Here is a 13226-nt window from a genome sequence, read left to right as displayed (position 1 = left end):
GCACTCCTGAGGAGCACGACCCCCCGTGACCGCCACTCCCCTCGAAGACCTCGACCTGCTCCGCATCGAGATCGGCACCATCTGGGCCCTCGACGGGCGCGGCCGGCTCCCCGGCCCGGAGGAGCTGGTGATCGGGTCGGCCTCCGGCGGCCTCACCGCGGCGGTCGCCCGCGACGTGCCGGACGAGCTCGCCACGCGGCTGCTCGCCCTCGTGGCCCGCGCCGCCCACGCGCCGCCCGGCCGGCCTCCTGCCGTGCTGGAGGAGTGCCGCGCGCTGCTCGGGGCCGGCCTGACCGTGTCCGGCGGGCCCACCTACGTGGTCAGCGCGCCGGCCCTGCCCCGGGCGGCCGTCGAGGTGCTGAGGTCCGGCGATCCCGCGCACGCCGATCGCGTACGGCACCTGCGTCCCCTCTCCTGGGAGCCGGAGGAGTGGACGGAGCTGGTCAGCGGCGGCGAGGGCACGTCTCAGGCAGCCGGGCAGGCCATGGCCACGAGAGCCGGGCATGCGGCGGCCTCGGCTGGGCGGCCGGGCAGGTCACGGTCTGGCGGGCGGCTCGCCGCTGTGCAGGATCTCCTGCTCCCACGCGTCCCTCGGCTGGGTGTGCAGGCGCCAGTAGTGCTCGGCGATGTCGTCGGGATCGAAGGCCGTGCCGGGTGCGACGGGTCCCGCGACGGTGACGCTGGCCACGTGGACGCCGCCGGGACCGTACTCCTCGTCGAGCAGCCGCACCAGCGTCCGCACGCCCGCCTTGCCGAGGGACAGGCTCGTGTAGGCCGCCTTGGGCTCGGGCATCCCGCCGGTGATCAGGAACGAGCCGCCGCCCCGCCCCACCATCGCGGGGGCGACGTGCGCGCCCGTGATCAGCGCCCCGACCACGTTGACCGCCCAGGCGTCCAGATGATCCCGTACGGTCGCCTCCCCCGGAGCGTCCGGGCGGATGATCGCGGCGTTGTACACCACGACGTCCGGCGTGCCCAGCTCGGCCGCCGCCGCGTCGAGCGCCGCGCGCAGCTCCGTCTCGTCCGCGCTGTCGGCCCGGAACGCCGGCATCCCCTCAAGACCCAGCGTCCCGCCGGAGCGCGATATGAGCGCGACCGGCAGTCCTTCTTTCGCGAACCGCAGGGCGACCGACCGCCCGATCCCCGGCCCCGCACCCACGATCACTGCACCCGGCATCATCGGCTCCTTCACGTTGTTGGCACTGACACTGGCGACGCTAAGGCGTCACATACATGTGAAGGTCAAGGAAGCGTATGAGGATCGGTGACCTCGCCCGCGAGACCGGGGTGAGCAGGCGGCTGCTGCGTTACTACGAGGAGCAGGGGCTGCTGCGGCCGCTGCGGCTGCCCAACGGCTACCGCGAGTACGGCGACGCGGACGTCGCCGCCGTCCGCCACATCCGCACCATGCTGGCCGCCGGGCTGCCGACGGTGGTCATCGGGCGGCTGCTGGACTGCGTGCACGACGAGGGCCCGAGGATGGTGCCGTCAGCGTGCCCCGGCATGCTCACCAGCCTGCGGCGGGAGCAGCGGCGCATCGCGGAGACGATCGAACGGCTCCAGATGTCGCAGGCCGCGCTGGACACCATGCTCACCACCGTGCTCGCCACCCCTCCCACCACCGAGCCCACGACTGTGCCCACGACTGTGCCTGACCAGCCCCTGGAGCGGTGAGCAGGCGCCGCTACGCCTCGGGCCGCAGGCGGGTCGCGATCCCGTCGAGCACGAGGCCGAGCCCGAGCAGGAACTGGGTGTCGAAGTCGCCCTCGTCCACCTGGGCCAGGCGGGAGAGGTCGGCGGCGTGCTCGTCGAGGTGGCGGGCGACCCTGGCGCGGATCTCGGCGTCGGCGCCAGGGGTGCGGATCGTGGCCCACCAGGTGTTCTCGGCGGCCACGTACCCGTTGACGTAGGAGGTCAGCGTCCCGACTGCGGCCACGAGGAGGGGGCCGCTCAGCCCGGCGGCGGCGAGCACGGCGTAGAAGAGGCCGGGGCGCGCCAGCGCGTTCGGGCAGAGCAGGGGGCGGGTGGCGGTGAGCGCGGGCACCCAGGGGTGGCGCCGCATGACGTCCCTGTTCTGGATGAGCTGCCGGACCAGGGCCTCGCGCCACGGGCCGGGACCGGCCGGCTCGATCTCGCCGATCACCTCGTCGAGGGCCAGGTCCAGGACGTCTTCCTTGCTCTCGACGTATTCGTAGAGCGACATCGTGCCCGCCCGCAGCCGCGCGGCCAGGGCCCGCATGGAGAACCCGGCCGCGCCCTCGGCGTCCAGCAGGGCGACCGCGGCCTCGACGATGCGCTCACGCGACAGGCGCGGCCTGCCCGGTACGCGCGGGAGTGCCTGGGGCTGGAGCCGCGGCGGGTGCCGGAGCAGGTGTTCGAGCAGGCGCACGCGGAGCTGGACGCCGCCCTGCCGAGGACCTCCGGCTCGCTGGCCGACCGGCTGCGGGCGTGGCAGGCGGCGCACACGCTGGAGCCGATCGAGCGGCTGCCCGGGCTGGTCGCCAAGGCGGTGGCCGAGACGCGGGCCCGTACGTGCGCGATCGTCCCCCTGCCCGAAGGGGAGGTCGTGGAGTGCCGGCTCGTGGAGGGGGTGGCGTTCCAGGGAGCCGGCGACTACGAGGGCGGGCTGAGGTCCACGATCCACATCAACAAGGCGATCCCCTTCAACCTGGCCGATCTGCTGTATCTGGTCGCCCACGAGGGCCATCCGGGACACATCGCCGAGTCGATGCTCAAGGAGCTCCGGCTGGGTGTCCGGCAGCAGGTGCGGTTCCTGCCGTCGCCGTCGTTCGGGCTCAGCGAGGGGCTCGGGCTGCTCGCCGAGGAGCTGGTGTTCCCCGGCGACGAGGCCCAGGTCTGGCTGAACGAGCACGTCTTCCCCGAGGCCGGCCTGCGGCCCGGCGGGAGCGACCCCGCCGCGATCCACCATGCCAGGAACGTGCTGTGGGGCGTCTGGGGGAACGCGGCGTTGCTGGCGGCCGAGGGCAGGCCGGAAGCGGAGCTGGCCGCGTACCTGACCAGGTGGGCCCTGTACGGCGAGGGCGAGGTCGCGCCGGCGCTCGGGTTGCTCCGGCCGTCGCCGATGCTCCCGTACATCTTCGGATATTTCCACGGATGGGAGCTGGTCCGGTCGTGGGCGACCGGCCCGGACCGCGTCCGGCGCCTGCTCACCGAGCAGCCGCTCCCGTCCGACCTCACCGTCTAGGGGCGGGCCCTCCGGGCGATCAGCGCTTCGACGCCGTCGAGCAGCAGCCCGAGGCCGAACAGGAAGTCGCCGTCGTCCACCCAGCCCTCGGCGCCGCCCAGGGCGCCCCCGCGCACCGCGGCCGACAGGGCGGGGTAGACCTCGGGGTCGAGCACCTGGGCGAGCATGTCGCCGTAGTCGGCCGCGCCGGCGAGCCCCGCGTCGGCGAGGTGCGGATCTCCCGCGCCGACCCCGTGGACGAGCGCCGCGTCGGTCAGCGCGTAGCCGGTCAGCGCGCTCGCGACGTTGATCTTCTCTCCGTCGTCGAGCCCGAGGCCGTCGAGCGCGGCCAGCACGCGGTCCAGCCACAGCAGCCGCCGCGGGCCCATCGGCGGGGAGAGCCGGACGATGGACAGCAGCCAGTCGTGCTGGAGCAGGAGGTCGCGCTGGGCCCGCGTCCAGAGCGCCAGGTAGTCGCGCCAGGGCGTCTCGCCGGGCTCGGGCGGCAGGGGGGCGACGGCGTCGCTCATCGCGGTGAGCAGGTCGTCCTTGCTGGCGACGTACCGGTAGAGGGCCGTGGTCGCCACGCCCACCCGGGCGGCCACGGCGGCCATCGACACCCCGGCGAGCCCTTCGGCGTCGGCGATCTCGATGGCGGCGGCGGTGATCCGCGCCAGGTCCAGCCGCGGACGCGGGCCCCGGCGCGAGACCTGCTCGCGCCCCCACATCCGCTCCACGACGGGTGGCAGCGACCATTCCTCCGCCATCGAATTCCTCCTTGACTCGCCCCTAGGATTCTGCACTACCTTAAAACCATGAACGTCATACACAGTACGCCATTCACAGATTCGATCCATGCCGAGGGGCTGGTCAAGTCGTTCGGCGGCACGCGCGTCCTGGCCGGGGTGGACCTGAGCGTCCCCACCGGCTCGCTGCTGGCCCTGCTCGGCCCCAACGGCTCCGGCAAGACGACCACGGTGCGCATCCTGACCACGCTGCTCGCCCCGGACGGCGGCACCGCCACGGTGGGCGGGCACGACGTCACCCGTGAGGGCCCCGCGGTACGCCGCGCCATCGGGCTCACCGCCCAGCACGCCACCGTGGACGAGCTGCTGACCGGGCGGGAGAACCTGGAGCTGTTCGCCGGCCTGTACCACCTGGGCCGCCGCCAGGCCCGGCGGCGAGCGGCGGAGCTGCTCGAACGCTTCGATCTGGCCGCGGCCGCGAACCGCCGGGTCGCGACCTACTCCGGCGGGATGCGCCGCCGGCTCGACCTCGCGGCGAGCATGGTGCCGGCGCCGCGGATCCTGTTCCTCGACGAGCCGACCACGGGGCTCGACCCGCGCAGCCGGGCCGAGCTGTGGTCGGTGATCCGCGAGCTGCTCGGCTCGGGCACCACGATCCTGCTGACCACGCAATACCTGGAGGAGGCCGACCAGCTCGCCGACCGCGTGGCGGTGATCAACGGCGGCCGCGTCGTCGCCGACGACTCGCCGGCCGCGCTGAAGCGCCAGGTCGGCTCGGAACGCCTGGTGCTGCACCTGTCGCGGGCCGAGGACGTACCGCGGGCGGGGGCGGCGCTGGCCGGCTCCGGGCCGCACATCGACGTGGACGCGCGGGAGCTCACCCTGGCCCTCCAGAGCCCCGACCACCTGCGCCACACCCTGGACCTGCTGCACCGCGCCGGCGTCGCCGCCGAGCGCGTCGAGCTGCGCACCCCCACGCTGGACGACGTCTTCTTCGAGCTCACGACGGCCGCGGCATGAACGGCCCCCTGACCGCGGCCGGCGACCTGCGCCGCCTCGTCGTCCGCGACATCCGCCGCGAGCTGCGCATCCCCGACAGCCTCATCGTGAACACGGCCCTGCCCGTGCTCATCATGGTCCTGTTCGTGTACGTCTTCGGCGGCGCGATCACCACCGGCTCCAGCGGGCTGGCCTACATCGACTTCGTGGTGCCCGCCGTGCTGCTCATGTCCAGCGGGTACGGGGCCGCGCTGACCGCCGTGAACATCGCCGACGACATGACCGGCGGGATGATCGACCGCTTCCGCACCCTGCCGATCAGCGGCTGGGTCGTGCCCGCCGGGCACGTCGTGGCCTCAGTTATCCGCAACGTCGCCGCAGCGGCCATCTCCCTGGCCGCGGCGGTCGCGCTGGGCTTCCGTCCCTCCGCCGGCCCGGCCGACTGGGCGCTGGTGCTGCTGTTGATCGTGGGGTACGTCCTGGCGATGTCCTCGCTCGCGGTCCTGTGGGGCCTGCTGGTCAGATCGACGCAGGCGGCGGGCGCGTTCAGCTTCATCGTCCTGTTCCTGCCCTACCTGTCGGACGGCGTCGTCCCGGCGGAGACCATGCCGGACGTGCTCAGGGCCTTCGCCGAGAACCAGCCGGCCACGCCCATCGTGACCGCCCTGCGGGCGCTGCTCCTCGACCAGCCGATGGGCTCCGCCGGGGTGGTGGCCGCCGGGTGGCTGGCGGGCACGGTGGCGGTCAGCGTCCCGGTCGCGGCGGTGCTGTTCCGCCGCAGGACGTCCTCGTGATCGCCGCTCAGGCGGCCAGGAGGAGGGTCAGGCCGCCGACGGTGTAACAGATCATCAGCACGAACAGGGGGATCTGGCCGGCGACCGCGCGGGCGGGCGGCAACAGCCGTACCGAGCGGTCGTGGGCGGCCACCACGCCCGCGACGTGGCCGAGCACGATCGCCAGCACCTGAACGGTGGCGATCGTCGCCGGGGCGACGACGTTCTGGTCCGGCTCGGCGTCCAGGCCCAGGGCCAGGATGATCGCCCGCTGGCCCTCGATGAGCAGCAGGGAGAAGTAGTGGGCGATCAGGTAGCCGGTGGCGATCGGCACCAGGGAGTGGGCGAAGCGGGCGCCCAGCCCTCTCGTGCCGCCGATCAGGCCGGCCGCGCCGAGGCAGGCGGCGTACAGGACGGCCACGCCCGCCACCGCCGCGAGCAGGCCGAGCGTGCCCAGGGCCGTGCGGCCGAGCGGGCCCGACTGCAGGGCGTCCACCCAAACGGGGGCGGTGGAGAAGCCGTCGTAGCCGGTGCTGCCGAGCAGGACGCAGACGGTGGCGACCAGGCCGGGGGCGGGCTGGACGGCGTCGAGGCCGTCGAAGGGGTTGCGCAGGACGCGGCGGCCGTCCGCCCTCCTGCCGATCGGTGACAGGTGGCCGATCAGGGTCGAGTACACCTCGAACGGGTCGCCGCGTTCCAGCCAGGCGTGGCCGTACGTCCAGGTGCCGGCGAGCTGGACGGCGGCGTACCCGGCGAAGAAGATCAGCAACGTGCGGGCGTCGGCGGGGTCGGGGGCGACCAGCTCCATCCAGGTGAACGCGAGCAGTCCCGCTGCGGCGGGCCAGTAGCCGAGGCGGGGCGGGAGCGGGCGGCGCGGGCGGTCGGGGAGGAGCCGGAACGGATTCAGCGACCGCCAGATCGGGCCGAGCAGGAGCGAGGCGGGGACGAGGCCGACCCAGAAGAGCACGTACACGAGGTAGGGGCCCGCGTTCTCGTCCACCGGCACGGCGATCCCCTCCGCCAGGCTCGGGCTCGGGCCGGTCGCGGGCAGGGGGCTCGCGCTGCTCCCGTCCATGGGGCTCAAGGTGCTCCCAGGGCTCAAGCCGCTCCCGGGGCTCAGGCCGTTCCCACCCGCCGGGCTCAAGGTGGTCCCGCTCGCGAGGCCGGCGGCGAGCCAGCCGAGGGTGTAGAGGGCGGCCAGGAGGGCCAGGACGCGCGCCGGCCGGGCGGGCACCCGTACCTCGATCACCCGGCCCGCCCGGTCACCGCGGAAACGCGAATCGGCCCAGAGCAGGCCGAGCGCCAGGAACGACACCACGAGCGCCGCGAACGCGCCCGCGTAGGCGTAGAACAGCGGGATCGGCAGGTCACCGCGACTGCCGACCCCGTGCGCGAGCACCCCGCTCATCGGACCGCGACCTGCGTGAGCACGAGGCCGCTCCGATGGGTCTCCACCTCGAACACGCCGGTCAGGTTCGCCGTGAACCGCACCGTCGCCGGGACCCCAGGCCGCAGCTCTGCCTCGAGGTCGTAGCCATGCACATGCAGCTCGTCGGCCACATCGCTGGTGACCGTGATGCTGACCTGCTGCCCCTTGGCCACCTCCAGCCATCCCGAGGGCGGGCTCACCCGGCCGCCGGCGATCGTGATCTCGGCCTCGGGCCGCCCGCTCGGCGTTCCTGTCGCCACCTGGTGGCTGTTGCCCGGATTGCGATGGGTCTCCGACAGCGGGCCGCACGCGGTGGCGAGCACGCACACGAGCACCCCCGCCATCCCGGCCACACTCACCCGAACGGCCGCACTCAGCCGGACGGCCGCGCTCATCCAGCGGCCCACACCCGCCCGACCAGCCGGGCCCGCCCGACCAGCCACCCCGACCCGGACGGCAGCACCCACACTCCCGCTGGTTGTACCCGCGTGGACGGCGGCGGCGCCTGGGTGGGCGGCCGGTCGTCTCATGCGGGCACCCCCGTCTCGGCGGAGGCCACCTCCGCCGTACGGCTGCGCCTGGGCGCCAGCACGACGACCGCGCACAGCACCCAGAACCCGGTGACCAGTCCCCGGATCCACCCGGGCCCGAGCGGCAGGAGCGGGATCAGCTGCACCACCCGGTCGAAGGCGTCGGCGCAGGCCAGCACCCCCAGCACGATGGTGAACCAGCCGAAAACGGGCCGCCCGGCCCGCAGCGCCGTCCCCAGGCAGAGCCACCACGCCGCCATGAACAGCAGCGCGACCCCGGCCTGCGCCGGGCTGTCCACCGCCGCCGCCACCACGTCGAGCGCGAGCCCGAGCAGGCCGACCACGGTCCCCGCCACGATCAGCCGATGCCCCCGCCGCACGCTCACCGACCCTCCGGCCCCGGCCCCGGCGCCGCCGTCGGCCGCCCCGGCGCCACCGTCCGACATCCCCGCGCCGCCGTCCGACACTGCGGCGCCGTCATCCGCCGCCCCGGCGCCGCCGTCCGCCGCCCGGGGGCCGCCGGGGCGGCGAGCGGTCCGCCGGGAGCGCCACCAGAACAGCCCCGCCAGCAGCCCCAGCACCACCGAGCCGCCCAGCGCGAGCTGGGCCTCCACCTTGCCGAGCCCCGACGCGCCGAACCAGTCGCATCCAGCGGGCAGGCGGGCGTCCGAGGCGCTGAAGTCCGCGCACAGATACAGCTTGATGATCTTCACGGGCTCGGCCAGCAGCCGCTCGGCCCCGCCCGACAGCTCGGGCGCCTTGGCCGCGCACACTGGCAGCACGGCGGGCGACGACGCACCCGTGTCGCCCTGCCAGCAGTTGCCCGTGCCCTGCCCGTCCCACCACACGTCGCGCCCGTTCGGCCGCCGCTCCCCCGTTGGGCTCACGCCGAAGACGTTGCCCTCGTACCGGTTGTAGTTGGACGTGTCGGCCTGCTTGGCCAGATCGCTCTCGCCCCGGATGAACGCGGGCACGCCGAAGAGATGGAAGGCCGCCCCCTGGTGACCCCACAGGTGGTTGTCCTTGAAGACGTTGTAGTTGCCGCCGGCGACCAGGATGCCCGTGCCCGGCGGCACGCCCACCTGCGAGCAGACCACGCCGCGCTCGTAGCCGCGCTCGGCCGGCGGTTTGGCGCAGGTGCCGTCGCGGGTGTGGCGGTAGTAGTCGCGGTTGTTGTCGTAGATCTTGTTGTTCTCGAACTTCGCGTGGTTCTGCGGCAGTCCGGGGTGGGAGGGCCAGAGGCTGTCCATCGTGGCGCCGACCATGTTGTTGTAGAACTCGTTGTCGTGCACCCACATCGAGTCGCCCGCGGTGCCCGAGTAGCCGAGCGCGTTGTCGTGGCTCTTGCAGCGGCGGATCTCGATGGCGTAGCGGGGCACGTCGTGGCCGCGGCCGTCGTTCAGGTTGGAGGCGCTGCCCGGGTAGAGGCCGCCGTCGCCGTTCCCGTACGCCTCGCAGTCGGTGTAAAGACCGTGGTCGCTGGCGAAGGTGAGGAAGCCGTACTCGTCGTTCCAGCGGGTGAGGACCTGGTCGATGACGAAGCCGTCGGTCTCCAGGACGTACAGGGAGTTGAACGTGGTGCGCTGGGCGGTGAAGTTCTTGAAGTAGATGCCGTCGGTGCGGTCGGCGCGGATGGCGTTGAGCTTGCGGTACTCGGCGTCCACGACCACGTCGAGCGGACCGGCTCCCGTGCCCACGATCTGCAGGTCCTTCTTGCCGAGGATGGCGACGAGGTTCTGGTTGTGCGGGCACTTCTGCTGCTGTTCGAAGCTGAGGATCTGGTATCCCCAGCTCGACCACCGGGCGGGCAGATTGGCGCACTCACCGGTGGGGGCGGCCCGGCTGGGCTCCTCACGGTAGAGACCGGGCAGGAGAGCGATCGTCATTCCGGGCCGGCTGACCTGATCGACCGCCTCTTGCAGGTTTCTGACCCCGCTTTTCTGGCATTTTGCGAAAAGGTCGAGGTTGCGCTGCTTGAGCTCCGCGGAAAACGTCGCGATTCTCCGCTCGAAGTCGGCCTTGTCCGAGGTGCAGACGAGCAGGTCCGGCTCGCCTGCCCGCAGCACCGGCACCGTCCCGGAACCATCGGGGAACGTCACCGGACGCTCCTCGTGGGCCAGGGCGGCGCCGGCGGGTAACAGCAGGCCTGAGGTGAGCGCGACGATCATCGCGATTCTGCGCATGGGGGGCATGGCGCGAGAGTAGAGCAACGCTCATGTTCTGCCTAGGGCGTGCCACGAAAGTGGATCAAGATCGGAATGATCACACCCGCGGATCGCCGGGCGTCGCCACCGAGCCGGCCGCCACAGGCATCATGCTCATCGGGCGGGTGAGCACCAGCAGCCAGGTGGTCAACTCACCGCCCGCCACGAGGCACCGGCCCTCGTCGCCGTCATCGGCGAACGGCTGCGACCAGCGTCATCGAGAACGATCCAGTAGCGGCGCTTGACCCCGATCTCGGTGCTGCGCACATCTTCCAAGACACCACCGTTGCTTTCGATGGTGCGTGCCGAACCGACGTTGCCGTCGTCACAGGTGAGCAGGACCCGGTCCAGACCGAGCGCCGGCGCCTCGCGCAGAACCTCGCCCAGCGCCCACGTGGCCAGCCCTCGCCTCCTGGCGGACGGCCGGATGCTGTAGCCGATGTGCCCGCCGCCTTCCAGCAGGATGCCGTTCAGATAGTGCCGGAGATCGATGGCTCCGAGATAGGTCTCACCTTCGACGATCCACCAGTGGGTGGCGTGGACGAGTCCTTCCCCGGCCGGCAGCGACCAGTCCGACTGCTCGCGCAGTTGCTGCACCCACGAGGCGAACCCGTCCGGGCTGTCGAGCTCATCGTCGACGACCAGCCGTAAGCCCGCCCCGTCCTGGTGAGCGCCAGGGTGCCACTCGTCGCGCGCCGCGAGCCACGAGGAATGGAGCCGTTCCGTGGGAGCGATCAGTTCAGTCATGCGATGGACGCTAACACCCCGCATGTCCGTACGTGATCAGGCACTTTGTCGTAAATCGAGCACCACGTGCCGGGACTACCGGCCCTCGGGGGCCATTCCCGCCAGGGCCGCGTTCACGACCCGTTCGGCCAGGTCGGCGGGAAGGTCGCCGGCGGGGCCCCACTTGGTGTGCCAGAGCATGGTGCCGGACAGGATCGCCATGCCGAGGTCGACGTCCAGGTCGGCGCGCAGCTCACCGGAGGCGATGCCGCGCTCGATCACGGCGCGCATCGCCTCCCTGCGCGGCTCGACGGCCCGCTTCAGGAAGCGTTCCATCAGCCGCGGGTGGCGGTCGGCCTCGTTCATCGCGATGTTCATCACGCAGCGGCTGCGGCGCTGGCCCGCCTCCCTGCGCATGGCGTCGAGCAGGCTGATCAGGTCGGCGCGCACCGACTCGCCGGTGAGCACCGGCAGCGGCGCCTTCAGCGTGGAGAGCGCGTCGACGACGAGGTCCTCCTTGTTGGACCAGCGCCGGTAGATCGTCGTCTTGCCGACGCCCGCTCTCGACGCGATCGCCTCTATGGACAGCTCCGAGACGCCCATGCCCTCACCGATCAGGTCGAGGGTCGCATCGATGATCGCCTTTTCGGCCTTCTCGCTGCGGGGACGGCCGGCCGGCCGGGCAGTCACTGGTTCCTGGATCGTCATCGCGGTCTCACCGTATATCTACAAGGGTGCCCCGTGCTTCGGGGCGGGCAGGATACGTGGGGACGGTCGAGCGCGTCGGCCCCCCTGATGTGCGCGTACCTCAACCTGTCCTCCTCTCGGCGCGAACTCGGCTGCTCCTCCCCCGCCTGTCCGGCAGGGGAGGATGTCAAACTACCGCCGGTTCCTTATGTTCCGCTTGCGTGACCGGACGCGGCTTTCCCGGCATCCACCGGGCGACCACCACGACACCGATCAACCCGATCACCGCCGAGACCAGCGCGGTGATGTGCATGCCGTGGATGAACGCGGTGAACGCGGGCTGGATCATCGCCTGGCCCCGCTCGCCGAGCTCCTGCGCGATGCCCACGGTGGCCACGACCGACTCGCCGGCCGCGTGCCGCGCGTCCGGCGGCAGCCAGGCCAGGGTGGAGGCCATCTCGCCGCGGTAGCTGGAGGACAGCACCGAGCCGAGGACGGCCACGCCGAGCGCGCCGGCCACCTGGCGGACGGTGTTGCTCATGGCCGAGCCGACGCCCGCCTTCTCCCTGGGCAGCGACTCCATGATGGCGGTGGTGGCGGGCGGCATGATGTTGGCCATCGCGGTGCCCTGGACGAAGAAGATGATCTCGATGAGCACGATCGGCGTGTTCTGGTCCATGAACGCGTAGCTGCCCAGCGCCGCCGTCACCACGATCATGCTGACCGTCGCGGACAGCTTGGCGCCGAACCGCTCGTTCACCCGCTGGCTGAGCGGCGCGAAGATGAGCTGGGCCGCGGCGAACGGGATCATCAGCGCACCCGCCTGCAGCGGCGAGAAGCCCAGCACGACCTGCAGATAGAAGGTCAGGAAGAACATCCCGCCCATCATCGCGAAGAAGACGATGCCCATCATGCCGATGGCCGAGCTGAAGCGGACGTTGTTGAAGCTGCGCACGTCGAAGACCGGGTGATCGATGCGCCGCTCCCACCACACGAACACGCCCAGCACCGCCACGCCGAACAGGGTCGGCACCAGCACCTCGGCGCTGGCCACGGTGGCGAGCGTGCCGCCGCGGATGATGCCGTAGACGATGGAGACCAGACCGATGATCGACAGCACCACGCCGACGGGGTCCAGCCTGGACGGCTTCGGGTCACGCGACTCGGGCACGACGGTGGCGATGAGGATCATGCTGACCACCACGATCGGCACGTTGATCAGGAAGACCGAGCCCCACCAGAAGTGCTCGATCAGCAGGCCGCCCGTGATCGGGCCGATCGCCACCGCAAGCCCCACACCACCGGCCCACACGCCGATCGCCTTGCCGCGCTCAGCGGGCGGGAAGACGTTGGAGATGATGGCCAGGGTCGCCGGCATGATCGCCGCACCACCGATGCCCATCGCCGCCCTGGCCAGGATCAACTGCATCGGATCCTGGGAGTAGGCACTGGCCAGCGAGGCCAGGCCGAACAGCGCCATGCCGATGAACAACATCCGCTTGCGCCCTGTCCGGTCGCCGATCACGCCGAACGTGAACAGCAACCCGGCGAACACCAGCGTGTAGCTGTTGATCGCCCATTCAAGCTCGCCTTGCGTCGCGCCCAAACCGACCGTCTTGTCGGCGATGGTCTTCATCGCCACGTTGAGGATCGTGTTGTCGAGTACGACGGCCAGCAAGCTGAACACCAGCACGCCGAGGATCCCCCAACGGCGTGGATGCCCTGAATTCGGGTCCATGAAAGTGTCCTTAATTTCGATACGTCTGAGTTTCGCAACGATACCGTATCGCAAGGCATTCCGATACGCAACGGTCCCGTTTCGTAAACTCCAGGAAAACTCCCGCCGACGTCCACCCTGACGCCACGGTGAGCAGCGGCTCTCCCGCTGGAAACCACCCGCCGTGCCCCGAGCGGAACCAGCCCTCCGTACTCCGCTCACACCCCACCC

At 71.7% G+C, this 13226-nt stretch carries 13 protein-coding genes; 4 read left to right on the top strand and 9 right to left on the bottom strand.

All coding sequences use genetic code 11. The features are described 5' to 3' along the window. Positions 1-535: 535 nt before the first annotated feature. Positions 536-1180 (bottom strand): SDR family NAD(P)-dependent oxidoreductase, encoded by a 645-nt coding sequence (locus tag ETD85_RS33215; protein ID WP_240779593.1) that lies wholly within the window; start codon positions 1178-1180, stop codon positions 536-538. 74 nt (positions 1181-1254) lie between these two features. Between ETD85_RS33215 and ETD85_RS33210 the strand changes: the two genes are divergently transcribed. Beyond that, positions 1255-1674, top strand: coding sequence for a MerR family transcriptional regulator (locus ETD85_RS33210; protein ID WP_138693766.1), 420 nt, complete (start codon positions 1255-1257; stop codon positions 1672-1674). Between the two features lie 10 nt (positions 1675-1684). Here the strand turns inward: ETD85_RS33210 and ETD85_RS33205 are convergent, their stop codons facing one another. Beyond that, the gene (locus tag ETD85_RS33205) at positions 1685-2389 is read right to left on the bottom strand and encodes a TetR/AcrR family transcriptional regulator (RefSeq protein ID WP_240779592.1); all 705 of its coding nucleotides are present in this window, start codon (positions 2387-2389) and stop codon (positions 1685-1687) included. Here ETD85_RS33205 and ETD85_RS33200 point away from each other — a divergent pair. After that, positions 2360-3205 carry a hypothetical protein gene (locus tag ETD85_RS33200; protein ID WP_206058851.1) on the top strand — a complete coding sequence of 282 codons (846 nt, stop codon included), beginning with the start codon at positions 2360-2362 and terminating at the stop codon, positions 3203-3205. The two genes, ETD85_RS33205 and ETD85_RS33200, sit on opposite strands and share 30 nt — an antisense overlap. On the opposite strand, the gene ETD85_RS33195 is transcribed toward ETD85_RS33200, so the two are convergent. Further along, entirely contained in the window at positions 3202-3951 is a 750-nt protein-coding gene (locus tag ETD85_RS33195) for a TetR/AcrR family transcriptional regulator C-terminal domain-containing protein (protein ID WP_138693765.1), read from the bottom strand. The two genes, ETD85_RS33200 and ETD85_RS33195, sit on opposite strands and share 4 nt — an antisense overlap. A 48-nt stretch (positions 3952-3999) precedes the next feature. Here ETD85_RS33195 and ETD85_RS33190 point away from each other — a divergent pair, with 48 nt between their 5' ends. Both ETD85_RS33190 and ETD85_RS33185 read left to right on the top strand, forming a co-directional pair. Further along, complete coding sequence (locus tag ETD85_RS33190) at positions 4000-4950, top strand: ATP-binding cassette domain-containing protein (RefSeq protein ID WP_138693764.1); 951 nt, start codon at positions 4000-4002, stop codon at positions 4948-4950. Further along, positions 4947-5723 carry an ABC transporter permease gene (locus ETD85_RS33185; RefSeq protein ID WP_138693763.1) on the top strand — a complete coding sequence of 259 codons (777 nt, stop codon included), beginning with the start codon at positions 4947-4949 and terminating at the stop codon, positions 5721-5723. Before ETD85_RS33190 ends, ETD85_RS33185 begins: the two co-directional genes overlap by 4 nt. Before the next feature lie 7 nt (positions 5724-5730). Here the strand turns inward: ETD85_RS33185 and ETD85_RS33180 are convergent, their stop codons facing one another. The 6 genes from ETD85_RS33180 to ETD85_RS33155 form a co-directional block, all read right to left on the bottom strand. Further along, positions 5731-7110, bottom strand: a complete 1380-nt coding sequence (locus ETD85_RS33180) for a hypothetical protein (RefSeq protein WP_206058865.1) — start codon at positions 7108-7110, stop codon at positions 5731-5733. After that, complete coding sequence (locus tag ETD85_RS33175; RefSeq protein WP_138693762.1) at positions 7107-7526, bottom strand: cupredoxin domain-containing protein; 420 nt, start codon at positions 7524-7526, stop codon at positions 7107-7109. Before ETD85_RS33175 ends, ETD85_RS33180 begins: the two co-directional genes overlap by 4 nt. A 131-nt stretch (positions 7527-7657) precedes the next feature. Beyond that, positions 7658-9844, bottom strand: a complete 2187-nt coding sequence (locus tag ETD85_RS33170; protein WP_138693761.1) for a right-handed parallel beta-helix repeat-containing protein — start codon at positions 9842-9844, stop codon at positions 7658-7660. Between the two features lie 168 nt (positions 9845-10012). After that, on the bottom strand, positions 10013-10612 hold the full coding sequence (locus ETD85_RS33165; protein WP_138693760.1) for a GNAT family N-acetyltransferase: 600 nt from the start codon (positions 10610-10612) through the stop codon (positions 10013-10015). Between the two features lie 75 nt (positions 10613-10687). Further along, positions 10688-11299: a TetR/AcrR family transcriptional regulator gene (locus ETD85_RS33160; protein ID WP_138693759.1), complete on the bottom strand. Its 612-nt coding sequence runs from the start codon at positions 11297-11299 to the stop codon at positions 10688-10690. Between the two features lie 166 nt (positions 11300-11465). Then, positions 11466-13016 (bottom strand): MFS transporter, encoded by a 1551-nt coding sequence (locus ETD85_RS33155; RefSeq protein WP_138693758.1) that lies wholly within the window; start codon positions 13014-13016, stop codon positions 11466-11468. Between the last annotated feature and the right edge of the window lie 210 nt (positions 13017-13226).

The sequence above is a fragment of the Nonomuraea zeae genome (assembly GCF_005889725.1).
GTDB classification, from domain to species: Bacteria; Actinomycetota; Actinomycetes; order Streptosporangiales; family Streptosporangiaceae; genus Nonomuraea; species Nonomuraea zeae.
This window is presented reverse-complemented; position numbering and strand designations above follow the sequence as displayed.

Excerpts from the sequence above, each read along its gene's own strand:
- ETD85_RS33215 (WP_240779593.1), bottom strand. The coding sequence starts at position 1,180 with ATGATGCCGGGTGCAGTGATCGTGGGTGCGGGGCCGGGGATCGGGCGG.
- ETD85_RS33210 (WP_138693766.1), top strand. The coding sequence starts at position 1,255 with ATGAGGATCGGTGACCTCGCCCGCGAGACCGGGGTGAGCAGGCGGCTG.
- ETD85_RS33195 (WP_138693765.1), bottom strand. The coding sequence starts at position 3,951 with ATGGCGGAGGAATGGTCGCTGCCACCCGTCGTGGAGCGGATGTGGGGG.
- ETD85_RS33190 (WP_138693764.1), top strand. The coding sequence starts at position 4,000 with ATGAACGTCATACACAGTACGCCATTCACAGATTCGATCCATGCCGAG.
- ETD85_RS33185 (WP_138693763.1), top strand. The coding sequence starts at position 4,947 with ATGAACGGCCCCCTGACCGCGGCCGGCGACCTGCGCCGCCTCGTCGTC.
- ETD85_RS33180 (WP_206058865.1), bottom strand. The coding sequence starts at position 7,110 with ATGAGCGGGGTGCTCGCGCACGGGGTCGGCAGTCGCGGTGACCTGCCG.
- ETD85_RS33175 (WP_138693762.1), bottom strand. The coding sequence starts at position 7,526 with ATGAGCGCGGCCGTCCGGCTGAGTGCGGCCGTTCGGGTGAGTGTGGCC.
- ETD85_RS33170 (WP_138693761.1), bottom strand. The coding sequence starts at position 9,844 with ATGCGCAGAATCGCGATGATCGTCGCGCTCACCTCAGGCCTGCTGTTA.
- ETD85_RS33165 (WP_138693760.1), bottom strand. The coding sequence starts at position 10,612 with ATGACTGAACTGATCGCTCCCACGGAACGGCTCCATTCCTCGTGGCTC.
- ETD85_RS33160 (WP_138693759.1), bottom strand. The coding sequence starts at position 11,299 with ATGACGATCCAGGAACCAGTGACTGCCCGGCCGGCCGGCCGTCCCCGC.
- ETD85_RS33155 (WP_138693758.1), bottom strand. The coding sequence starts at position 13,016 with ATGGACCCGAATTCAGGGCATCCACGCCGTTGGGGGATCCTCGGCGTG.